Below are 23509 nucleotides of genomic sequence, written 5' to 3'. Positions count from 1 at the left end.
TGTAGCTGCTAAAGTCCTGTATTGTTTCTAAAGAGCTTGATTGCAATGGCCAGCAGGATTACCCCAAAAGCTTTACGAAGGATATTCAATCCTGTTTTACCAAACAGCCTTTCTAAGCGCTCGGTGTTTTTAAGCACGAAATACACAAATAGCATGTTTAAAATGATACCAACCAGGATATTTTGAGTTTGATATTCCGTTTTAAGTGATAGTAAAGTAGTCATCGTTCCGGCACCGGCAATGATCGGAAAAGCCAAGGGCACAATTGAAACCGTTTCAGGCGCTTCTTCTTTGAAGATAGTTAATCCCAATACCATCTCCATGGCGATACAAAAGATTACCAGTGAGCCTGCGATGGCAAAGGATTCTACATCCAGACCAATTACTTTAAGCAGTGATTCTCCTAGAAAAAGAAACAAAATCATCAATCCGGCAGCTACAATCGAAGCTTTTTCTGACTCAATATGGCCTGCCTTTTTCCGAAGCTGGATCACTACCGGTATGGATCCCAGAATATCAATAATGGCAAAAATAACCATTGTTGTGGTCAGGATCTGATTAAGGTCGAATTTCATGAAATCCAGTTTCATATTAGCGCTTTTTAACAAATGTAACGCAATAGTATTAAATTCTACCTAGAAAGGGGTTAAAAATAGAATTGCGTTCGTAAAGTGAATACATTATCCTTGCGGTCGGCAGTGTATCCCGATACCTGCGTACTTTCATTGCGTATCACGTCGTAATATACTACCGCTTTAAAATGAGGATTAAAATGATGCAGAAAGCCAAAGCCGAAGGTGTCGAATCTAACATCCGCAGCCGATAAACCCCTTGCTGAGCTGATGTCCATTCCTTTAACTTTTGAATTGGGATCATACCAGTCGTATTTTAAAATTAACTGATCACTGGTACTGCTCAGGGTTTGAACGAATGTCAGATAGGCACCGTTAAATGTTCGGGTATAGTATGGAAGCGCAACAGATTTGCTGTCTACAGGATAGGATCCGGGGGTAGTGGAGGTGGTAGATGTTCCGGTCTGCATTCCCGATATTACTTCAGCCCTTACTTCTGATTTCCAGCTTTTCGTCGTCGTGGCCAGCTGAACGTCGGCTCCATAATAGCGGCGTGGTGCCACCTTATTTACGGTACTTGCCGATGAGTCTTTCACCATCTGATACATCCCGTTTACGTTATCCATTTTATAGCTTACCGGAAGACGGTGATTTAATCCGCCCTGCAGCATGCTGATGCCTCCGGCGATAGAAAAGCCTGCATTTTTGAAAGTGTAAGGCTTATGACTTAGTCTGAAAATAACGTCTTTACTGTTATCAAATTCGCCTGTGCCTGCAAGGCCCTGGCCATTGTAAACCCCAATATCGAGCACCAAATTTTTTAGCGTCGCATCTTTCCATCTCGGATTGAATGAAAAAGTTGCCCCCAGATCACGTTCTGTTTTCATTAATATCTGCGACATTCTTCCACGCTCGGGTGCTTCACGTACTGATGAAGACAGCTGTAGCTCATTGCCGAAAGGACGACCGGAAAGACCAATAGTTACATACATGAGTTTCCATTTGTTTTCATAGTACCGACCCCAGAAATCGCGGATGGCTACGCCCTGTTCAGTTCCGTCGAATTGAAGAACAAAGTAAGTCGACGGGTCGCCTTCGTCAGTTAGTAGCATATAGTCTGCCCTTAAGCGGCCTCTGCGCAGTCTGAAACGGTTATTGGTAAATTCTCCGAAATTCCCACCCTGGTATTCAGCCTGGGTTCCGTTTGATTGTGCAAACTGAAACTGGGGTTGCAGGTAGCCGCTGAAAGAAAGTGAACCATACTTTTTGGAAATAATGAGCAGGTGGTTAACTGTGGTTGAGTCCATTACATCGTTGATGGTACGTTGTGCAAAGAGGTGCGAAGAAATCAGTAGCAGCACTGAAGCAATCACATAACGAGGTTGAAATAATGGTAATGAATGGCGCATTGCGTTTTTTCTGCAAAGTTAATTTATTAACAATAACTTAACATAAAAAAAGCCCCGACTTTCGCTGGGGCTTTCAAAAATTATTAAAATTTTAATCTAAAATATCAGGTTTTGGCGGATCATTAGGGAAAACTGTTTTTCCGGTTTTACGTAAAACCGAATTCTTCACACTGTATCCGAAATATATTACAAATCCAATGGCCAACCATCCAAATAATCTCAACCAGTTTGTCCAGCCTAATCCGAATATCATCGCTCCGCAAACTACAACACCTAAAATCGGTACTAAAGGCACCCAAGGGGTTTTGAACTGACGAGGTAGATCCGGATCTGTTTTTCTCAGGATAATTACGGCGATACAAACGAGCATGAATGCAAACAATGTACCGATACTCGTCATATCACCAACCACATCCCCAGGGATAAAGGCAGCGAAAAGGCCAACCAGTACCAGGATAAATAAGTTTGCTTTATGCGGTGTTTTGAATTTTGGATGTAAATCACTAAACATTTTAGGCAATAAACCATCTTTACTCATGGAGTAGAAAACACGGCTCTGACCCAGTAGCATCACTAAGATTACTGATGAGAAACCAGCCAGGATTGCTACTGTCACCAGTTTAGCTAACCAGCCATATCCTGTCATATATTCACTGATTGCTGCTACCACTGAAGCTTCTCCACCTTTAGTACGGAAGAATTCAATTGGCGCCATTCCGGTTAATACGTGGGCAAAAAGGATATACAATACGGTACAAACGGCAAGTGAACCAAGAATACCGATTGGCATGGCTGTTTTAGGATTTTTAGTTTCCTGTGCAGCGGTACTTACGGCATCGAATCCGATGAAAGCGAAAAATACGGTTCCGGCGGCACCGAGGATTCCCATAATACCACCATAACTATGGCTGATTCCTGCATGATCTAAATAGGTTGTAGCTGGCGGGATATAAGGGTGGTGATTTGATTCATTGATAAAGCCCCAACCTAGAATAATAATTAAAATTACGATACTCACCTTGGTGATTACGATTATCCCGTTTACAAAAGCAGATTCGGATGTTCCTTTGATTAGCAATAAACTCAATAATACTACAATGAATAAAGCCGGTAAATTGATAATTCCAGACACAGTACCATCTACGTGGGTTTGGAAAGGGGAGTGACACCATTCATAGGGTATGGGGGAGGTGTGTAAAACTTCGACCAGTAATTTATTGAGGTATTCGCTCCAGGCTATACCAACAGTCGCAGCACCTACAGCGTATTCAAGTACTAAATCCCATCCGATAATCCAGGCCATTAGCTCTCCCATTGTTGCATAGGTATAAGTATAGGCACTACCAGAAATCGGAATAGAAGATGAAAGTTCAGCATAACATAAACCTGCTAATGCACAGCCTATGGCAGCAATGATAAATCCAATCGTTACAGAAGGGCCGGCGTTTTGCGCAGCAGCAGCAGCTGTACGTACAAACAGACCTGCTCCAATAATTGCCCCTATGCCCAGCGCAACCAGGGCACCCGCACTAAGCGTACGTTTTAAGCCCTTACTCGAATCTCCAGCTTCCTCAAGGAGAAGGTGCATAGGCTTTTTTGCAAATAAACTCATATTATAGTTTTGTTTAGATTAATTCAGTGCCAAACCTAAATAAAAATTACGGAATTGTAAAAGGGATTTAAGTTAAAAGTCCCTTTTACCCGTTTTATATCTAGCTTTTTACAACTAATGAGAAATTGTATCTGTTGAATTTATTAAAGTGTCGGTTATTACCCTTCCTGTTTCATTGGTTTTTTGCTCAATTCTGATTTCTTTGCGAACTTCTTGCTTAACTTCACCGGGAATTGCCTTCACTGCAATATATGGTGCAATTACTAGTGAAACAATAGACATTAATTTAATTAAAATGTTCATAGACGGACCTGAAGTATCTTTAAAGGGGTCGCCAACTGTATCTCCCGTTACAGAAGCTTTATGTGGTTCTGATTTTTTATAGAAAGTTTCCCCGTTTATCATTACCCCTTGCTCAAATGACTTTTTGGCGTTATCCCATGCACCGCCGGCATTGCTTTGAAATATTCCCATTAAAACACCTGTTACCGTTACTCCGGCCAGTAAACCACCCAGTACTTCAGGGCCAAAGGTAAAGCCAATAATAATAGGCGTAATCAGGGCAATTGCTCCGGGCATCATCATTTCGCGGATAGATGCCTTGGTAGAGATGGCCACACATTTTTCATATTCAGGTTTGGCTTTATACTCCATAATACCGGGTATTTCGCGAAACTGGCGGCGTACTTCCTGTACCATATCCATAGCGGCTTTACCTACTGCCTGAATGCACAGGGCTGAGAAAATAAACGGAATCATCCCGCCCACAAATAGTCCGGCTAAAACAGGTGCTTTGTAAATATCGATGGCGCTAATGCCGGCAATACCCACAAAGGCGGCAAACAGGGCTAATGAGGTTAGTGCTGCGGAAGCAATGGCAAAACCTTTACCTGTTGCCGCAGTAGTGTTGCCTACCGCATCGAGGTTATCGGTGCGTTCGCGCACTTCCGGAGGCAGCTGACTCATTTCGGCGATCCCACCGGCATTATCAGCAATGGGTCCGAATGCATCTATTGCCAATTGCATGGCTGTGGTAGCCATCATGCCTGCTGCCGCAATGGCCACACCATAAAGTCCGGCGAAATGATAAGAGGCCATGATGCCTCCTGCCAGAACAAGAATCGGGATCACCGTAGATTTCATTCCAACGGATAATCCGGCAATGATATTCGTAGCGTGTCCGGTAGAGGATTGCTGAATGATAGAGTTAACCGGGCCTTTACCCATAGCTGTAAAATATTCGGTAACGATGCTCATGATGGTTCCCACCACCAGGCCAACCATAATGGCGTAAAATACATTGATGCTGGAGAATGAATAGCCACGTAAACTTAATGTTTCCGGAAGCATCCATTTTACAATAAAAAACGAGGCTATTGCGGTGATCACGATTGAAGACCAGTTTCCAAGATTCAACGCATTCTGGACATTGGATTTATCATCCTTTATGGTGACAAACCATGTCCCTATAATCGAAAATACAATACCCAGTCCACAGATCACCATAGGAAGTAGAATAGGTGACATTCCACCAAATTTGTCGTTAACATTGATTTCCTGTCCGAGAACCATTGTGGCTAAAATGGTTGCCACATAGGAACCAAACAGATCGGCTCCCATTCCAGCTACATCGCCTACATTATCGCCCACATTATCTGCAATAGTGGCTGGGTTACGAACATCATCTTCAGGGATACCAGCCTCTACCTTGCCAACCAGATCGGCGCCAACATCGGCTGCTTTGGTGTAAATCCCACCTCCCACTCTGGCGAACAATGCGATTGATTCGGCGCCAAGTGAAAAGCCGGTTAGTACCTCGATTGCCGTTTTCATTTCTACGCTGTTGACAGAAACGACATTAAAGTGCTTTAAAAATACGATGAACAATCCACCAAGGCCTAATACTGCAAGTCCGGCAACCCCAAGTCCCATTACCGTTCCGCCGGTAAAGGAAACTTTAAGTGCCTGTTTAAGGCTGGTACGGGCGGCTTGTGTGGTTCGCACGTTGGCTTTGGTTGCCGATTTCATTCCGATATATCCTGCCGTTGCCGAGAAAACAGCGCCGATTAAAAAGGAGATGGAGATAATCCAGCTAGAGTGCATGGGAATCCCTTTGATTTCGGTAATGGTGCCCGAATAGGCCAGCAGTGCAGCAGTAAAGATGGCGAAAATGCTCAATACCCGCCATTCTGCTTTCAGGAATGCCATTGCTCCGTCGGCAATGTAGCCTGCAAGTTCCTGCATATTTTTATCGCCGGGATCCTGTTTGTTTACCCAGGCGCTTTTAAACAGCATCACAATAATCCCCAGAAAACCCAGGGCAGGAATAAAGTAGATTAGGTTGTTTTGTAAAAAATCCATAATTAAATATTTGGTTATTGGTTAAGTTATATCATGTTCCGTTGTTTTACGCTCATAAGTAAAGAACACTGATTTTTAATGGTTAAGCAATATAATAATTTATTCGCTAAGAGAAGACTGATTATCAGCGTGATTTGAATAGTGGGAGAATGAAAGAATGACTGAGCGGGGAATGATTGATCGTTAAATTTACGTTTACAATATTGAGATAGCAGCATCGGGATGACGATAAAAATTATACCTAAAAGCATTTAAGTTCTCTTTTTTTAGATAAATTAGCCACAAACAAATGCTAAAAACCAAAAACTAAACTAAAAAATGGAAAATATACCGGAAAATGGGCCTTCTAAACGGAAATTAGGTCTTTTTGATGCTGCTATGCTGGTGATGGGTTCAATGATCGGGAGTGGTATTTTTATAGTAAGCGCCGACATCATGAGAAACCTGGGTTCCGGCTACTGGCTGATTATGGTTTGGATCATCACTGGTGTAATGACGGTTGCAGCAGCCATTTCCTACGGCGAACTTTCCTCAATGTTTCCGAAGGCCGGTGGACAGTATACCTATCTGAAAGAGATTTTCGGTAAAATGATGGGTTTTCTCTACGGCTGGGGTTTGTTTACCGTCATCCAAACTGGTACCATAGCTGCCGTTGCAGTGGCCTTTGGTAAGTTTACAGCTTATTTAATCCCTGCCTTGAATGATGCAGCCCCCTTGTTTCAAAGCGGAGGTTACAAAATTACCTGGATACAGATACTGGCTATTGGTGTGATTTTACTCCTTACGTATATCAATACTAAAGGCGTTGAAAGTGGTAAATTACTTCAGAACGTTTTTACAGGATCAAAAATTATTGCCCTCATCGGTCTGATTATATTAGGATTTCTGCTGGTTAAAACCAGCTTCTGGTCGGAGAATATGAATTTCGGCTGGGATGCGTTTAATAATCTGAAAACCGACGCTGTTGGGAATTTTACCAAAAGTGGCTGGGAATCTATATCAGGAATGACCATTATGGGTGGGATTGCGGCCGCCATGGTGGGTTCAGTTTTTTCGAGTGTAGCCTGGGAAAACGTAACGTTTGTGTCGGGAGAAATAGAAAACCCTAAAAAGAATGTGGTGCGTTCAATGGTGCTGGGTACATCGGCAGTGATGGTCCTTTATTTACTGGTTAATTTTATTTACTTAAATACTTTGGGCAGAGACGGAATCGCTTTTGCACCAAACGACAGGGTTGCAGTTGTGGCATCTGAACAGATTTTTGGTAATGGAATAGGGACAATTGTTATGGCTGTGCTGGTGATGATATCTACGTTTGGCTGTGTTAATGGAATCGTACTCGCGGGTGCGCGCGTTTTTCAGACCATGGCAAAGGACGGGATGTTTTTCAAGGCAGCACTTGAGAATAATAAAAACGGTGTGCCCGAAAAATCCCTCTGGATGCAGGGGATCTGGGCATCAGTGTTATGCCTAAGCGGTCAATACGGTAATCTTTTAGATATGATTTCTTTTGTAATCGTACTTTTCTACATGATTACTGTTTTTGGTGTAATTTATCTGAGGCTAAAAAAGCCTGGTTTAGAAAGACCCTATAGAACATGGATGTATCCTGTTACGCCCATAATTTATCTGTTGATAGGTGCTGCATTTTGCATTTTATTATTGATTTACAAACAACAATATACCTGGCCCGGGCTGGTAATTGTTTTATTGGGTGTTCCGGTTTACTTGTTCATTAATAAAAAAGAACAACAGGCTTAGGCCGGTTTTATATAGTAACTTATTTATCTTACTCAGCCCCGCATATGCGGGGTTTTTTGTTTGCCCTTACTTTTGTAATCTTAAAAAACCAACGCACTATAATAAATGTATTTGTGTATTTTTGCCGGATGGGAACTCAGGTTGATTTTGGAATAAAAGGGTATAAAAATTACGGAACACATTTACGGGAAAAGTACAATGGCCAGCGTGTGTTCAAGGTAATTGTTGATGGAGGATTTACCTGCCCAAACCGAGATGGGAGCAAAGGGTATGGGGGCTGTACCTATTGCAATGTCGATTCCTTTACTCCAGAGCCTTCACGCAAAATGCCAACCATAAGAGAGCAGCTTGAAGAAGGCATTAAAAGGGCTAAAAATGGTTATCGTGCGGACAAGTTTATTGTCTACTTTCAGCCAAATACCAATACCTATGCGCCAACACATTATTTAAAGATGATGTATGATGAAGCTTTATCAGTAGAAACTGAGAATATCGTAGGTTTTGCTGTAGGTACACGTCCTGATTGCATTGATGCAGAGAAGGTAGCCCTGCTGGAAAGTTATACCGATCGCTTTGATGTAGATTTAGAGATGGGCATGGAGTCTATATATGATGAAACACTGGAGCAGATTAACAGGGGCTGTAGTCACGGTGAATTTGTTGAAGCCGTGAAGCTTCTTGAGAACAGCAAACTGGATCTGTGTGTGCATACTATTTTCGGATTTCCATGGGAAACCAGAATACAGATGCATGGCTACATTCACGAAATTAACCGCTTCCCGCAAATCAAGTTTGTTAAATTCCACCACCTTCATATCGTAGAAGGCTCGATAATGGGGGCCAGGTATAAAAAAGAACCTTTCAAACTATTTTCTCTTGAAGAGTATACTGATCTTTTGTGTGAACTGATTCCTATGCTTCGTCCGGATATCGTCATTCAGCGGCTTTTCGGTATTTCGGACTGGGATTTGCTTATTGCACCGAACTGGGGTTTAAATAAATCAGCGATTCAAACTTATATTGATAAAGAAATTGAAAAAAGAGGTGTAATTCAGGGTTCAGCGTATTCAGCTTAATTTTTGAAATTTTATTCATATTTTTTGTAAAACCAGTCATTTTTTGACTGGTTTTTTGTTTATATGGTGTTTTTAAAGGTAATTTATTATAAAATAATGGTATTATAGTATAAATAATCGAAATATGGTTTTTTTGATTTTCTTAAAATCTCGCAATCTGGAGGCCTGTTTTTTGACTGATTCGCATTTTGGTTGAGTTTTTTTGGGTGGTTTTATAAAAATTTAGCTTTTTTGTTAAAATATTTCTATTTTCTGGTGTAAAAATGACAATATCTTGTATTTTTATAAAAATTAATTCCTATTAAATCACATATTTAATCAATACAAACAAATTAATCTAAAAACCATGAGTAAATTCTCCTTTAAACAGTTTGCACCTTTTGCGGTCTTAATGATCTTCGCAATCTTAGCGCTCTTTGTTCCCCTTCTGCCCAATTTCGACGAAGGCAAATACAATGGAGCTGATGTAGCTTTCATCCTGATTGCTGCAGCTCTAGTATTTTTAATGACTCCAGGCCTTGCCTTTTTCTATGGTGGTATGGTTCATCGTAAGAATGTACTTTCGACCATGATCAAAAGTGTTGTGGCTGCAGGTGTAATTACCGTGTTATGGACAGTTGTTGGTTTCAGCTTAGCATTTGGTGATACAATCGGCGGTTTTATTGGAAATCCATCCACATTCTTGTTCTTTAAAGGCGTTAATTCGGGAGCCCCACATTTACAGGGCGGTGCTGATTTAACCATTCCACTTTCATTATTCGCTGTTTTCCAGTTAATGTTTGCGATTATCACTCCAGGTTTGGTTGTTGGTGCGGTTGCAGAACGTATTAGGTTTACTTCTTACATCCTTTTCATTGTATTATTTGCGATTTTCGTTTATTCACCATTGGCACACTGGACATGGCACCCACAAGGTATCTTATTCAAAATGGGCGTTCTTGATTTCGCCGGAGGTACCGTTGTTCACATTTCCGCTGGTATGGCTGCATTAGCTGGTGCATTGGTGTTGAAAAGAAGAAAATCTCACTTAGAGCATAAAGAAGTTCCACCAGCTAATATCCCATATGTATTAATTGGTACTGGATTACTATGGTTCGGTTGGTTCGGTTTTAATGCTGGTTCTGCATTAAGTGCTGGTAGCTTAGCTGTATCTGCTTTCTTAACTACAAATACTGCTGCTGGTGCTGCTGGTTTATCATGGATGTTCTTTGATGTTGCCAGAGGTAAAAAACCATCAGTTTTAGGGTTTTGTATTGGTGCGGTAGTTGGTCTTGTTGCCATTACTCCGGGTGCAGGTTTCGTAAGTATTCCATCAAGTATTTTTATTGGGGCAATTGCTGCGGTAATTTCAAACCTTGTTGTTTCATGGAAACAAAAAACTGCTTTGGACGATACGTTAGACGTTTTCCCTTGCCATGGTGTAGGTGGTATTGTTGGCATGTTATTGACCGGTGTTTTCGCAACTAAAACTGTGAATGCTGCAGGTGCCGATGGTTTATTCTACGGCGGTGTTGATTTCTTTATTACACAATTGAAAGGTGCTGCTTTGGTTATAGCGTTCAGTTTCGTAGTTTCTTTCATCATCTTTAAATTCATCAATTTGATTCAGCCAATCCGCGTTTCTGAAGAAGATGAAGAATTAGGTCTTGACCAATCTCAACACGATGAAAAATACTCACAAGGTACATTGCTAGTAGAAGAAAAAGCAATTTATGTAGAAAGTCACAGACCCCTCACAGAAGCAATTTAATCCCCCCTAAAAATAAATATCTAAACCCCCACAAAAGCTCAAACATGAAAAAAATTTTAACTGCTATTTTCGCAATGGCCAGCACTACGTGTGCCCTGGCTCAGGAAACGCCAACATCCCCTCTGGAAATTTCCGGATCAGTAGATACTTATTTTAAATATGATTTTGCGAAAGACCCAAGAAACGCGAAAACCTCATTTGTAACAGATCACAATTCAGTTTCTCTGGGCATGATTGATATCGCCTTGAAAAAGAAAACAGGCAAAGCTTCGTTTGTAGGTGAGCTGTCTTTTGGCCCTCGTGGGCAAACACAATCTATTCCTGATGCAGCAGCAGCAGGTTCATCATTCAACATCCAGAACTTATATGTAAACTATGATTTTACTGACGAGTTTTCAATGACCGCAGGTTATATGGGTACATTTATTGGTTATGAGGTGATTTCTCCGGTAGGTAATTTCAATTATTCAACTTCATATTTATTTACCAATGGTCCATTCCAGAATGCGGGTATCAAAGCGACATATAAATTTAGTGATAAAGTAAGTTTAATGGCTGGCTTATTCAATGACTGGAATGTATATTCTGCTTCAAGAGGCGTTTCTGCTATTGGTGGTCAGTTAATGGTAGCGCCGGTTGAAGGCTGGACAGCATACCTGAATGTTCTGTCAGGTGCCGGATTTGGCGGATACGGAACGATTGAAGATTTAACAACCTCTTATCAGATTACAGATAAGTTTAAACTGGGGTTAAACGCGGCGAACTATGATATTAAGGATAGCAATGTTTTCGGAAGCTATATTGGTGCTGCGTTATATCCTCAGTATGCCGTTGCTGATGCTGTAACATTAGGTTTAAGAGGAGAATATTTTCAGTACAAAAAATACGGGACTACTCCGAAAACTTCCTTCACCGCAGTAACCTTCACCGCTAATATCAAAGCTGGCGGTTTAACTTTTATTCCTGAAGTAAGGTTAGATCACAATAGCGACAAGCCATTTTACAAAGAGAGTGGTGCAATTGCTCCTAATGCAGGTCAATTCTCTTTAGCAGCAGTTTACGCCTTCTAATACAAAAACAACTATTTATATTGCCGCCGGTTTGCAAAAGCTGGCGGCTTTTTCTTAAATTCATTTTTGCTTAACTCCATTTATAAATGAGATCTATCCTTGTCGTACTATTTAGCATCTGCTCATTGTGTTTGTTTGCCCAGCAGAAAAACTTCTCTAAAGATGATCAGGGTAAGTTTATTTACTATAAAGTGGTCGATTCGGTAAATTTGAATAAACAGGTATTAACATCGAGGGCTTCTAAATTTGTAAATGACTTTTACAAAAAACAGTTAAAGCAATCTTCGGCTACGGATAGTTCTGTGTTAGCCACTGGTAAAGTTGTGATTGATAAAACCCTATTGGTTGCTGGACACCCGAGTGGAGAAGTAAGTTATCAGTTCATTTTTGAGGCGCGTGATGATAAGTACCGTTTCTGGCTGACTGATTTTAGTTTTGTTCCATATAAGCGAGATCGCTATGGTAATTTTGTAGCATCAACCACAATTAGTACGCCTTTAGAAAAACCTGTTGGCAAACTCAATGCCGGGGAGTGGACGGCCATTCAGGAAAGTGCTTATTCGAAAGCTGTAAAGTTCGCTGAAGATTTCAGGAAGTATCTGGCAACAGAGTTGCCGGCACAGCCGAAGCCTAAAAAAACAGAGACCATCTCAACTAAAAAATGGTAGTGTTGTTTAGAACCTCCCGAAAATCTCCTCTACCTTTTTATACCTGAAATTAAAAATAGACTTCACTTTTCTATTCACGGTAATGGCGTTGGCTATTTTGCCAATGGGTCCCCAGCCTATACTATAGTGCAGGATATCGTGCATCAGTACGCCTCCATCTATTTTACTGAAATGGTGCTGGTGGTGCCAGAAAGCAAAGGGTCCAAAACGTTGCTCATCTATAAAGTATTCATGGTCTTTAACATGGGTGATCTCTGTCATCCAGTCGAGTTTGATTCCTAACAGGGGTGAAACTTTATAGGTGATGATTAAGCCGGAATACATTTTAGTGTTTTCCATGCCTGGCGTTGTCACCTCAAAGGTCATGTCTTCAGGTGTAATCTCTGAAAGGTTTAATGGAGAAGAGAAAAAGTCCCAGGCGTTTTCCAGCGTGATGGGTAATTTTTGAGTGAATTCTAAGCGGTAAGTTTTCAATACAGTGTTTTGATTTACAAACAAAGAACGCCGTTTTTAGTTTTGCATTTTTTGGCACGGAAGCACTGCATACATCTCATTAAAGCAGGTGTATATTTTCACGGTATCTAAAGTGCCTTCGCGACTTTGCAATTACAACTGACTACAAAAACGCAAAGGACACAAAGATTTAGTATTTTATCGATAATTAATGAACCATTTTATCTGCGCAGGTTGAGCTTGCAAAGGCTTCAGGCTTGGCTTTGAAAATGAATCCCATGCTCATAATATATCCCATTGCATCATTCAGGGCTTTATTGGATTTGAACGACGGGTTGGTATTGATATCAGCATGAACCTCCAGTGCAACATCATAAATATCCAGTAAATCACAGATCGCGTAAGCGGTTTCAATTGATTTTTGTACCTCTGTAAGCATGCGTTCTTTGATACTGACCTGTTGGTTACTTTTCTCCTGATGGATGTACATGAATCCTCCATGGTGTTCGCGAAGCAATACAATAACGGTTGCGAAATCGGTAATAACGCCCTTTACCTGCGAGTCTGTTCCGATACAAACTTTTAGTTTATATCCGTTCTCAGTTTCTCTGATAATTGCTTTTTCGATTTCTTCGAGGATGGAAGATTGAATAATCTCTCCACTAAATTTTTTCCATGTCATACATTGTGTTTTTTTGAGGTTAACAAATGGTAATCAGGTTTTTATAAAAATAGGTGGTAAAAATTAAATACTTGTTAACTTCAGGTTGTTTATTTGCTAACAAAAGTTTAGTTATCAACAGGTTATACGGGATTTTCGGAATCAATGTATGTTTTTTGAAACAATTGCAAAAAGACACCGTTCTTTTAATGATAACAAAATGAAAAAATTATGGTAAGCACAGAATTAATTCAAGAGTTTCAACTATTACAAAACAGCAGGGCAAATCGTATTGCCGATGAATTGGCCGACCGGATTTTATTGTCGGTTGACAGCGTTAATGAAAAACTGCATTCTTCATTGGGGAAAAGAGGTACTATGCTTCTGGCCCTGGAGAAAGGACTCAATGCGAAGGTTATTCGGAAACTCAGAAACCGTTTCTTAAATAAAGGCTAACAATCATTAGAGGAAATCAGAAATGCTTACCTTTACGGCATATGATGGAAAATGCCCTTAAAAGGTTGAAAATATCTGCATTAAATGAAATGCAGGAAGCATCTTTAAATGCATCGTCGAAAGGTGGAGATGTGGTTTTAATTGCACCTACCGGTTCGGGTAAAACGCTGGCATTTTTGTTGCCGCTGATCAATAAACTTAAAACTGAGGTTAATGGTGTGCAAACGCTTATTCTGGTACCCTCGCGAGAGCTTGCTTTACAGATTGAACAAGTTTTCAAACAAATGGGTACTGGCTTTAAAGTGAATTGCTGCTACGGCGGACATGCAGTCAGGATAGAGAAAAATAATCTTGCTCATCCTCCGGCGGTGCTCATTGGTACACCTGGAAGAATAGCCTACCATCTGGAGCATCAGAATTTTGATGAATCTTTTATTGAAACCCTGGTTTTAGATGAATTTGATAAGTCGCTTGAGTTCGGTTTCGAGAATGACATGAGCTACATCATTGGTTCGCTGTTATCTTTAAAGCAAAGGGTACTTACTTCGGCAACCAGGATGGATGAGATTCCGGCATTTGTGAAGTTAAAGCAGGCGATTGAAGTAGATTTCTCGGCTCACATTCAAAATAAACCCGCCCTGCAGTTAAAAATGGTTAAAGCGCCTGCCGCTGATAAACTAGAGATTCTTTTTAAGCTGCTGAGCAAAATCGGAGGGAAGAATACCCTTGTTTTCTGTAATCACCGGGAAACGGTCGATCGGATAAGTGATTTGCTTTTTGAACACGGATTGGCCCATGATGTTTTTCATGGTGGAATGGAACAGCTCGATCGCGAAAAAGCCCTGTTGAAATTTAGAAACGGAAGTCACAAAATATTAATCACCACCGATCTTGCAGCACGGGGACTCGATATTCCGGAGGTGGAATATATTGTTCACTATCAGCTTCCATATACTGAAGATGCCTACATTCACCGCAACGGCAGAACTGCAAGAATGAATGCGAAGGGTACAGCGTACGCAATTCTAACTGAAGAGGAACACTACAAGTACCTGCCGGAAGATATTGAAGAGGAAACATTGGATCAGGACTATCAATTACCTGAAGCAAGCGATTGGGTAACCTTGTATCTTGCCCATGGCAAAAAAGATAAAATCAATAAGGTAGACATCGTAGGATTACTGCTAAAAAAAGGTGGACTCCACAAAGAAGACCTGGGTTTGATTGAGGTGAAAGATACCTCCAGCTATATAGCCGTAAACAGAAAAAGCATAGATAAGTTATTGAAGGTTTTAAGTGGCGAAAAGATTAAGGGAAAGAAACTTAAGATCGCTATAGCGAGTTAGGCCGAGTGTTCACTCGTTCATTATTCCGAACTATAAGGTTAAGACTCCATTCAGCCAGTAAACCATTCATTCACTCATTCAAATTGAATAATTATAAAATATGAGCAACAACGACATACTAAAAAAACTTAGAGTAGCACTTTCGCTAAAAACAGAAGATATTATTACCATTTGTGATTTGGTAGGCTTTAAAGTAACGAAAGCCGAGCTGGGTGACATCTTCAGAAATGAGGATCATGAAAATTTTAAGCCTTGTGGTGATCAGATTTTACGCAACTTTTTAAATGGCCTTGTGATTTACAAAAGAGGTCCGAGGGAAGAAAAGAAATAAACTACAGCATCGGCACCTGATATGAAACCAGAAAACATTAAAACAAAGGCCATATTTTGCATTTTCATTGTTACTTTATTTTGTCGCATTAATTTATTTGCGCAAAGTGCAGCAAGCGATCAAAAGGAAAACTTCGCTGATGACTGGGCAAGACTGACTAAATATCAGAAAGAAAACGACTCCGTTGGTCAACCGAAAAGAGGGGAAAAGCGTGTAGTATTCCTGGGGAGTTCCATATTTGAATTCTGGAAGCAGAAAGACCCGGAATACTTTGAAGGCAAATCTTATCTGGACAGGGGAATATCGGGACAGATTTCTCCTCAACTGCTTATCCGTTTCAGGCAGGATGTGATTGATCTTAAACCAAAAGTGGTTATCATCCTGGCTGGCAGTAACGATATTTCGGGCAATACAGGGCATGTTACCAATGAGAAGATCATGAAGAATATCCAATCAATGGCAGAGCTTGCTAAGCTACATCACATTAAAGTGATCTTGTGTAAATATTTGCCAATAAATGAATACCCATGGGCAAAACACATCCGGCCGGCAGATCAGATTATTGCTTTAAATGATATGATTGAGGCCTACGCCAGGAAAAAACACCATACTGTTTTGGATTACTGGACACCTCTTGTGGATGAGCAGAAGGGGCAGCGTAAAGAATGGTCTGTGGATGGTGTTCATCCTAATCTGGAAGGGTATAGGATTATGGAAAAGGTTACAGAAACTGTGCTGGATAAGGTTTTGAAGCGACGATAATCTTACGCTCAGGCTGAGTACATAAAAGCTAAAAACTCCCGGTGTAAACCGGGAGTTTTTAGCTTAAATTGCGGTTTTTTCAGCCATTAATCAAGTTTTTTATACCTGATTCGTTTAGGAGTTACATCACCCAAACGTTTTTTGCGGTTTTCCTCATAGTCAGAGTAGTTACCTTCAAAGAAATATACTTCCGAATTACCTTCGAACGCCAGAATGTGCGTACAAATCCTGTCGAGGAACCATCTATCGTGACTGATTACCACAGCGCAGCCACCAAAGTTTTCCAGTGCTTCTTCAAGCGCCCGTAAGGTGTTTACGTCAATATCGTTGGTAGGCTCATCCAGTAATAGTACGTTAGCACCTTTTTTAAGCGTAATGGCTAAGTGAACACGATTTCGCTCTCCCCCAGATAGAACACCTACCTTTTTCTGCTGATCGCCACCATTAAAGTTGAATTTAGAAACGTAGGCACGGCCATTTACAGCTTTATTACCCAACTGGATATTGTCCAAGCCATCAGTAATATTTTCGTAAACAGTTTTATCTGCATCCAGGTCATTGTGCATCTGATCCACATAGCCCAACTCTACAGTTTCGCCAACACGAAACGTACCGTTATCAGCCTCTTCCTGACCGGTTATTAAACGGAATAGCGTGGTTTTACCTGCACCATTGGGGCCTATGATTCCAACAATACCCGCAGGAGGAAGCGAGAAATTCAGGTTATCAAACAATACTTTATCGCCATACGTCTTCGTTACGTTGGTAGCCTCAATCACCACATTACCCAAACGGGGACCTGCAGGAATAAATAATTCCAATTTATCTTCTCTTTCTCTTCCGTCTTCAGAGGCCAGCTTATCGTAATTAGCTAAACGTGCTTTGGATTTTGCATGGCGCGCTTTCGGCGCCATCCGCACCCATTCCAATTCACGCTCAAGCGTTTTCTGGCGTTTGCTCTCGGTTTTTTCTTCCTGAGATAAACGCTTGGCTTTCTGGTCCAGCCAGCTGCTGTAATTTCCTTTCCATGGAATACCTTCACCACGGTCGAGTTCTAATATCCAGCCTGCTACGTTATCCAGGAAGTACCTGTCGTGGGTTACTGCAATAACAGTACCTTCGTAATTTTGCAGGAACTGCTCTAACCAATCTATACTTTCTGCATCAAGGTGATTGGTAGGCTCATCTAGTAACAATACGTCTGGTTTTTGGAGTAACAAACGGCACATGGCCACACGGCGGCGTTCTCCACCTGATAATACGCCTATTTTGGTTTCAGGATCAGGACAACGAAGTGCATCCATTGCTCTTTCCAGCTTAGAATCAAGTTCCCAGGCACCTGATGCATCAATTTTATCCTGAAGCTCACCCTGGCGGGCCATCAGCTTATCCATTTTATCAGGGTCGGAGTAATTTTCTTCCAAGCCAAATGCTTCGTTTACCTCCTCATATTCTTTCAAAAGTGCAGTCACTTCGGCAACACCTTCTTCCACTACTTCACGTACAGTTTTATCAGGATCCAGAATCGGCTCCTGCGCCAGGTACCCTACAGAGTAACCCGGAGAGAACACCACTTCGCCCTGATATGACTTATCCAGGCCGGCAATGATTTTAAGTAATGATGATTTACCTGAGCCATTTAAACCGATTACACCAATTTTGGCACCGTAAAAGAAGGAAAGGTATATGTTTTTTAGAACCTGTTTTTGTGGAGGGTAAATTTTATTTACTCCTGCCATTGAAAATATTATCTTCTCGTCAGACATATTGATTTATAAATTTTTACATGTTTTTTGAAACGGCGATCAGTATTTAGGTAGTATGTATCTGTTGTTCCAATTCGCACAAAGATAGAACACCGCCAAGAAAAAAGGATAAAATTTGATCACTTTGTTGGGGAGTTGTTTAGCATACCCTGATGTTTCATAAAAAAAGCGGCAGTTCTCTAGAACTGCCGCTTTTTTTACTGGTTAACTTTATGAATTAAAAGCCTAAACCGAGTGCGAATCCTCTGGCAGCTGTGCCAATGGTAGCACCTGCGGTTGCCGCGCCTGTTGTTAAGTTAATGCTGTAAATTTTCTGGGTTCCACCTACAGTAAGCAGTGCATAAGCCTGGCCACTAGTGCCGCCGATGTCAAAACCATTATTGGCTTCAACATTCACACCTAGCGCACCCACATCTACCAATGTTCCAGCGTTTGGCGGGTCTTGTTTATAGAGTCTGTCACCTGTCGAATCGATGTCGTACAACACTGTCGTAGCGGTTCCGGCGAAGTTATTAGTATATGCTGAGCCTGATATGGCTGCAGTGGTTATTGATATCATGCCGTCAACAGTTAACGAAGCATCTACCGGGTTAATTCTGAAATTCTGCCCATTGATGCCTACTATTCTAATCCTGTCGGCAAATGGATTGAAATCGAAACCAACCTGTGTGGCGGTAAGCAGTGTACTTAGCGGACCAGTACCTACCAAGGTTGCTGCACCAGATGATGCATTGATGGTATAAATACGGCTGGTACTTCCCAGAGCGTATAATTGTCCGTTTACAGGGCGCATATCGATTCCTAAAATACTCTCACCAGTCTGAATACCTGAAATGGTTTTGGTACTGATTGACGGTGTTGAAGCAAAGGGATTGAAAATGAGCAATTCATTATTGTTTGAAACCGCATATGCCACGGCTTCCGTCGGGATAGCAATGGCAGTAATTGTTGCACCTATATTGCCAATTTTAGCTGCTTTTCCCGTATTTAAGTCGATAGTATATAATGCGGAAACACCAGCACTGGTCATTGCGGCAATTGCTGCGGTACCATCAGGATTAATATCAAAACCACCTGTTTCATCAACATCATATCCAAGCGAACCTACTTCAACCAGTTTTCCATCATTTGGCGGATCTTGTTTGTAAAGTTTGTCTGTTGCTGCATCTATATCAAAAAGCACGGTTGTTGTTGCTCCGGCTTTGTTTTGGGTATAAGCTACAGACGCTACACGTGCATTGGTAGCCCCGTTAATTGACCCATCTGTTGCTGCAACTGTACCTGTTTCCGGATTTAAACGCAGGTTTTGACCTGTGTTCGTTACCAGGCGAATCCGGTCTACAGTAGGATTAAAATCGAATCCTACAGATGAACCTGAAATAGCCGGTGTGAATGCTGCCGTGGCAATAGATCTTGCAACCCCGGTTTTTTGATCAATAACATATAAGCGGCTAGTGCTTCCTATGCCATAAAGCTGACCTGTTGCTGGCCTGAAATCAATTCCCAGAATGGATTCTCCGGTTTGTAACCCCGAAATACTTACCTGTGAGACAACTGCATATGGATTTTTCGCATTAATTAATAGCAATTTGCTATCAGAGGTTAATGCATAAAAATTTAGGTCAGGTCCGGCAGTTAACATCTCCTGGTCGTTGCCTCTGTCTTTTTTACAGGCTGTAAATATAATCGGGCTCATTATGGCACACAAGGCCACAATGATAAAGTGTTTAAGTTTAATCATTTCAATAAGGTTTTAATAGAAAAAAATGTAATTGTATCAGATTAACAGGCCTTGTTTTTAGGCGGCTGAATCAAAATAGGAAGGTGGCAAATGGTAAGATTGAAATTATTTGCAAATAAAGTCGATGCTTGGTTTTTGGTATTGATGAATTCAAATTTAAATCCGGTAGGTACTATAATGTCGGCGATTTTTACTTTGTTTTCCGTTGAATCTTCCTTTTCCTGTTTTTCGCCGGAATCATTTTTGGAAACTTCTGTTAACAATTTTGATTCTGTCAGGGCGTAAACAGTAATTCTTCCTCCAAAAGCGGTGAGCAACATCATCATAATCACGAAGCGGTATGCAAAGAAGGACATTAATGCGATTTAATTTTAGTGTACATACGGGAAATTTGTATGCTCAGATTCTATAAGCTTAAAAAGCTTTTTGATTTTTGTCAAATAACCTAAAACATGCCTTTATGAGTTGCGGGCCGCTTTCCCCTAATACACCTCTGAATTTTCTTCAGACTTTCACTCAAAACGATTAGTGGCTGATTGTTGCAAAAAAAAAGGGAGCCAGATCATGACAATCTAGCCCCCATTCTTAATTAACGCTCTCTGAAACAAAACTAGATATCGATTATGAAGGTTTAATGAAGATTATTTTCTTTTAATAACGGCATTGTTCCTAAAACAAAACGGTATTGTTTAGGTTATTTCGATGGGAACTTTAAGTTAATGGAAAATTCGTCCTTTCAAAGTTGTAATTCACTTACTCGGTCCGCAATTGATGTCAGATTTTTTTGTTTTCCTGTCAAAAATTGTAAATTGCCTTAGTGAAAAGTTACAAATTGTCAGTTTCAGTGGCTGATGAAATACTTACAATACACAGACATTGATCAAATCAGTTTAAACTTCCTGCAATAAATGTGTTTTTAAAACTTAAAAAACACTTATTACGTAGATAGATAAAGGCTAAAATATTATTACCGTCGTTATTCCTGGGTAAGTATTGAGCAAGTTAATACGAGTAAAAGGGTGTTTATACACCTACATGGCGCAATTGTTGATAAAATAAAGAAAACAGTAAGTACGCTATTTATAATTAATTTTATAGTTTAGGGACGTAGCTGTTAAGAAAGGAATTATGGAAGCAAAATTTTCACCACAGGTTAAAGATGTGATCTCTTTCAGTAGAGAGGAAGCGCTGCGTTTAGGGCACGATTACATTGGAACCGAGCATTTATTATTGGGCCTCATCCGCGAAGGCGATGGTATGGCTATAAAGATTTTACGATCGTTGGGAGTTGATACTGGTAAATTGCGCCGCTCAATTGAAGATGCCGTTCGCGGTACTTCGAGTGTAACAGTTAATCTGGGTAATATTCCTTTAACTAAACAAGCCGAAAAAGTTTTAAAGATTACTTACTTAGAAGCTAAGATATTTAAAAGCGATTTAATTGGAACCGAACACTTATTGCTGTCTGTTCTTAGAGATGATGATAACATCGCCTCACAGATACTATTGCAGTATGGTGTTACTTATGATGTATTTAAACAGGAGGTAGAGGTGAACAAAAATGGTTTTAGGGACGATATTTCAAACAGCGCATCTACAGGAGGCGATGATGATTATCGTGAAGAGGAGAGCTTTAGTGCCCCTAAGAAAGTTTCCGATATTAAATCTAAAACACCTGTTTTAGATAACTTCGGTCGTGATTTAACCAAGGCAGCAGAAGAGGGTCGTCTGGATCCGATTGTTGGCCGCGAAAAAGAGATTGAGCGTGTATCACAGATTCTGTCGCGTAGAAAAAAGAACAATCCTATTTTAATAGGTGAGCCAGGTGTTGGTAAATCGGCAATTGCTGAAGGTTTGGCCTTACGCATCGTTCAACGTAAAGTATCGCGTGTACTTTTTGGAAAACGTGTTGTCACACTTGATCTTGCCTCACTGGTAGCAGGTACAAAATACCGTGGTCAGTTTGAAGAGCGTATGAAAGCGGTGATGAACGAGCTGGAAAAATCTACTGATGTAATTTTATTCATTGATGAGATTCACACTATCGTTGGCGCAGGTGGAGCTTCGGGCTCGCTGGATGCATCGAATATGTTCAAACCTGCTTTAGCAAGGGGTGAAATTCAATGTATCGGTGCGACTACATTAGATGAATATCGCCAGTACATCGAGAAAGATGGTGCGTTAGACCGCCGTTTCCAGAAGGTAATGGTTGAGCCGGCTACACCAGACGAAACCATTGAAATTTTAACGCGTATTAAAGATAAATATGAGGAGCACCATGGTGTAACTTATACTCAGGACGCGATTGAAGCTTGTGTGACTTTAACCTCACGTTACATTTCTGACCGTTTCTTACCTGATAAAGCCATTGATGCTTTGGATGAGGCGGGATCAAGAGTGCATTTAACCAACATTCACGTTCCGCAGAATATTATTGATATCGAAGCTAAAATTGAAGATATCAAGCTTGAGAAGAATAAGGTTGTTCGCAGTCAGAAATATGAAGAAGCAGCAAAACTGCGTGACACAGAGAAAAATCTGATTGAGGAATTAGATAAGGCTAAAGCCGAATGGGAAGCTGAAACAAAAACCAAGCGTTACGAGGTATCGGAAGATAACGTAGCTGAAGTTGTCGCCATGATGACTGGTATTCCGGTTCAGCGCGTTGGACAAACAGATAGCCAGAAGCTTTTGAATATGTACGATAAGGTTGCTGAGAAGATTATTGGTCAGGATGATGCGATCAAAAAATTAACGAAAGCCATTCAGCGTACAAGAGCAGGTTTAAAAGACCCTAAAAAACCAATTGGTTCATTTATATTCTTAGGTCCTACCGGTGTGGGTAAAACGGAGTTGGCGAAAGAACTTGCGCGCTTTATGTTCGATAGTGATGATGCATTGATTCAGATCGACATGAGTGAATACATGGAGAAATTTGCCGTATCACGATTAGTGGGTGCGCCTCCGGGATATGTTGGTTACGAAGAGGGTGGACAATTAACTGAAAAAGTAAGAAGAAAACCTTATGCGGTAATTTTACTGGATGAGATCGAAAAAGCGCATCCTGACGTATTTAACATCTTATTACAGGTTTTAGACGAAGGTCAGTTAACTGATAGTTTAGGACGTAAGGTTGATTTTAGAAATACAATCATCATTATGACTTCAAATATAGGTGCCCGTCAGCTTAAAGATTTTGGTCAGGGTGTTGGTTTCTCTACTTCAGCGAAAACTAACCAGGCAGAGCAGCATAGCCGTGGTGTAATAGAGAGCGCATTGAAACGTGCTTTTGCACCAGAGTTTTTAAATCGTGTTGATGATGTTGTAGTATTCAATAGCCTGGGTAAGGAAGAAATCTTCAGAATTATCGATATTGAATTGAAAGCATTATTTGGTCGTGTTCATACATTGGGTTATGAAATTGCCTTAACTGAAAACGCTAAAGAATATATAGCGGAGAAAGGTTTTGACAGCAACTTCGGCGCCCGTCCGTTGAAAAGGGCAATTCAGAAATATCTTGAAGATCCGATTGCAGAAGAGATTTTGAAGGGCGAGCTTACTGAAGGAGATGTTTTGGAAATTGATTATGATAAAACAACTGAAGTCATTTCAGTTGTGCATAAAAAAGGTGAAAAAGAAAAGGAAGCCCCTAAAGAGGAAGATTCTCCCAGTAAATAAAATGAAAAACTCCCAATGAAAATTGGGAGTTTTTTT

At 40.7% G+C, this 23509-nt stretch carries 19 protein-coding genes; 10 read left to right on the top strand and 9 right to left on the bottom strand.

The window, feature by feature from the left end:
- Window positions 1-8: 8 nt before the first annotated feature.
- The 4 genes from AB669_RS06485 to AB669_RS06470 form a co-directional block, all read right to left on the bottom strand.
- Window positions 9-575 carry a MarC family protein gene (locus AB669_RS06485; protein WP_047799024.1) on the bottom strand — a complete coding sequence of 189 codons (567 nt, stop codon included), beginning with the start codon at window positions 573-575 and terminating at the stop codon, window positions 9-11.
- 71 nt (window positions 576-646) lie between these two features.
- The gene (locus AB669_RS06480) at window positions 647-1981 is read right to left on the bottom strand and encodes a hypothetical protein (RefSeq protein ID WP_053058307.1); all 1335 of its coding nucleotides are present in this window, start codon (window positions 1979-1981) and stop codon (window positions 647-649) included.
- Window positions 1982-2072: 91 nt separating this feature from the next.
- A complete protein-coding gene (locus tag AB669_RS06475; protein WP_047798511.1) occupies window positions 2073-3593 on the bottom strand; it encodes an amino acid permease in 1521 nt (506 codons plus the stop codon).
- Between the two features lie 114 nt (window positions 3594-3707).
- Window positions 3708-5954: a sodium-translocating pyrophosphatase gene (locus AB669_RS06470; RefSeq protein WP_047798510.1), complete on the bottom strand. Its 2247-nt coding sequence runs from the start codon at window positions 5952-5954 to the stop codon at window positions 3708-3710.
- A gap of 318 nt (window positions 5955-6272) precedes the next feature.
- Here AB669_RS06470 and AB669_RS06465 point away from each other — a divergent pair, with 318 nt between their 5' ends.
- The 5 genes from AB669_RS06465 (at window position 6273) to AB669_RS06445 (ending at window position 12279) form a co-directional block, all read left to right on the top strand.
- The gene (locus AB669_RS06465; protein ID WP_047798509.1) at window positions 6273-7715 is read left to right on the top strand and encodes an APC family permease; all 1443 of its coding nucleotides are present in this window, start codon (window positions 6273-6275) and stop codon (window positions 7713-7715) included.
- Window positions 7716-7843: 128 nt separating this feature from the next.
- Complete coding sequence (locus AB669_RS06460) at window positions 7844-8791, top strand: TIGR01212 family radical SAM protein (protein WP_047798508.1); 948 nt, start codon at window positions 7844-7846, stop codon at window positions 8789-8791.
- Between the two features lie 346 nt (window positions 8792-9137).
- Window positions 9138-10541 (top strand): ammonium transporter, encoded by a 1404-nt coding sequence (locus AB669_RS06455; protein ID WP_047798507.1) that lies wholly within the window; start codon window positions 9138-9140, stop codon window positions 10539-10541.
- 44 nt (window positions 10542-10585) lie between these two features.
- Window positions 10586-11611, top strand: coding sequence for a porin (locus tag AB669_RS06450; RefSeq protein WP_047798506.1), 1026 nt, complete (start codon window positions 10586-10588; stop codon window positions 11609-11611).
- Between the two features lie 86 nt (window positions 11612-11697).
- On the top strand, window positions 11698-12279 hold the full coding sequence (locus AB669_RS06445) for a DUF4468 domain-containing protein (RefSeq protein WP_047798505.1): 582 nt from the start codon (window positions 11698-11700) through the stop codon (window positions 12277-12279).
- A gap of 6 nt (window positions 12280-12285) precedes the next feature.
- On the opposite strand, the gene AB669_RS06440 is transcribed toward AB669_RS06445, so the two are convergent.
- Window positions 12286-12777 (bottom strand): SRPBCC family protein, encoded by a 492-nt coding sequence (locus tag AB669_RS06440; RefSeq protein ID WP_231582636.1) that lies wholly within the window; start codon window positions 12775-12777, stop codon window positions 12286-12288.
- A 163-nt stretch (window positions 12778-12940) separates the two neighbouring features.
- On the bottom strand, window positions 12941-13414 hold the full coding sequence (locus AB669_RS06435) for a ribonuclease H-like YkuK family protein (protein ID WP_047798503.1): 474 nt from the start codon (window positions 13412-13414) through the stop codon (window positions 12941-12943).
- Between the two features lie 210 nt (window positions 13415-13624).
- Here AB669_RS06435 and AB669_RS06430 point away from each other — a divergent pair, with 210 nt between their 5' ends.
- The 4 genes from AB669_RS06430 to AB669_RS06415 all read left to right on the top strand — a co-directional run bounded on the left by AB669_RS06430 (window position 13625) and on the right by AB669_RS06415 (window position 16288).
- On the top strand, window positions 13625-13849 hold the full coding sequence (locus tag AB669_RS06430; RefSeq protein WP_047798502.1) for a hypothetical protein: 225 nt from the start codon (window positions 13625-13627) through the stop codon (window positions 13847-13849).
- 41 nt (window positions 13850-13890) lie between these two features.
- The gene (locus AB669_RS06425; protein WP_047798501.1) at window positions 13891-15195 is read left to right on the top strand and encodes a DEAD/DEAH box helicase; all 1305 of its coding nucleotides are present in this window, start codon (window positions 13891-13893) and stop codon (window positions 15193-15195) included.
- Window positions 15196-15295: 100 nt separating this feature from the next.
- The gene (locus AB669_RS06420) at window positions 15296-15526 is read left to right on the top strand and encodes a DUF1456 family protein (protein ID WP_047798500.1); all 231 of its coding nucleotides are present in this window, start codon (window positions 15296-15298) and stop codon (window positions 15524-15526) included.
- Window positions 15527-15547: 21 nt separating this feature from the next.
- Window positions 15548-16288, top strand: a complete 741-nt coding sequence (locus tag AB669_RS06415) for a GDSL-type esterase/lipase family protein (RefSeq protein WP_053058305.1) — start codon at window positions 15548-15550, stop codon at window positions 16286-16288.
- Between the two features lie 86 nt (window positions 16289-16374).
- Here AB669_RS06415 and ettA read toward each other — a convergent pair whose 3' ends face one another.
- The 3 genes from ettA to AB669_RS06400 all read right to left on the bottom strand — a co-directional run bounded on the left by ettA (window position 16375) and on the right by AB669_RS06400 (window position 20151).
- Window positions 16375-18054 (bottom strand): energy-dependent translational throttle protein EttA, encoded by a 1680-nt coding sequence (gene ettA, locus AB669_RS06410; protein ID WP_047798499.1) that lies wholly within the window; start codon window positions 18052-18054, stop codon window positions 16375-16377.
- Between the two features lie 217 nt (window positions 18055-18271).
- Window positions 18272-19795: a DUF4394 domain-containing protein gene (locus tag AB669_RS06405; protein ID WP_047798498.1), complete on the bottom strand. Its 1524-nt coding sequence runs from the start codon at window positions 19793-19795 to the stop codon at window positions 18272-18274.
- A gap of 41 nt (window positions 19796-19836) precedes the next feature.
- Window positions 19837-20151: a hypothetical protein gene (locus AB669_RS06400; RefSeq protein ID WP_156166695.1), complete on the bottom strand. Its 315-nt coding sequence runs from the start codon at window positions 20149-20151 to the stop codon at window positions 19837-19839.
- A gap of 772 nt (window positions 20152-20923) precedes the next feature.
- On the opposite strand from AB669_RS06400, the gene AB669_RS06395 reads away from it, so the two are divergent.
- Window positions 20924-23473, top strand: a complete 2550-nt coding sequence (locus AB669_RS06395) for an ATP-dependent Clp protease ATP-binding subunit (RefSeq protein WP_047798496.1) — start codon at window positions 20924-20926, stop codon at window positions 23471-23473.
- The last annotated feature ends 36 nt before the right edge of the window (window positions 23474-23509 follow it).

The organism is Pedobacter sp. BMA, from assembly GCF_001027745.1.
In the GTDB taxonomy this organism is placed as follows: domain Bacteria; phylum Bacteroidota; class Bacteroidia; order Sphingobacteriales; family Sphingobacteriaceae; genus Pedobacter.
Note: the sequence above shows the minus strand (reverse complement) of the source record. Positions and strands in the feature narration are given on the sequence as shown.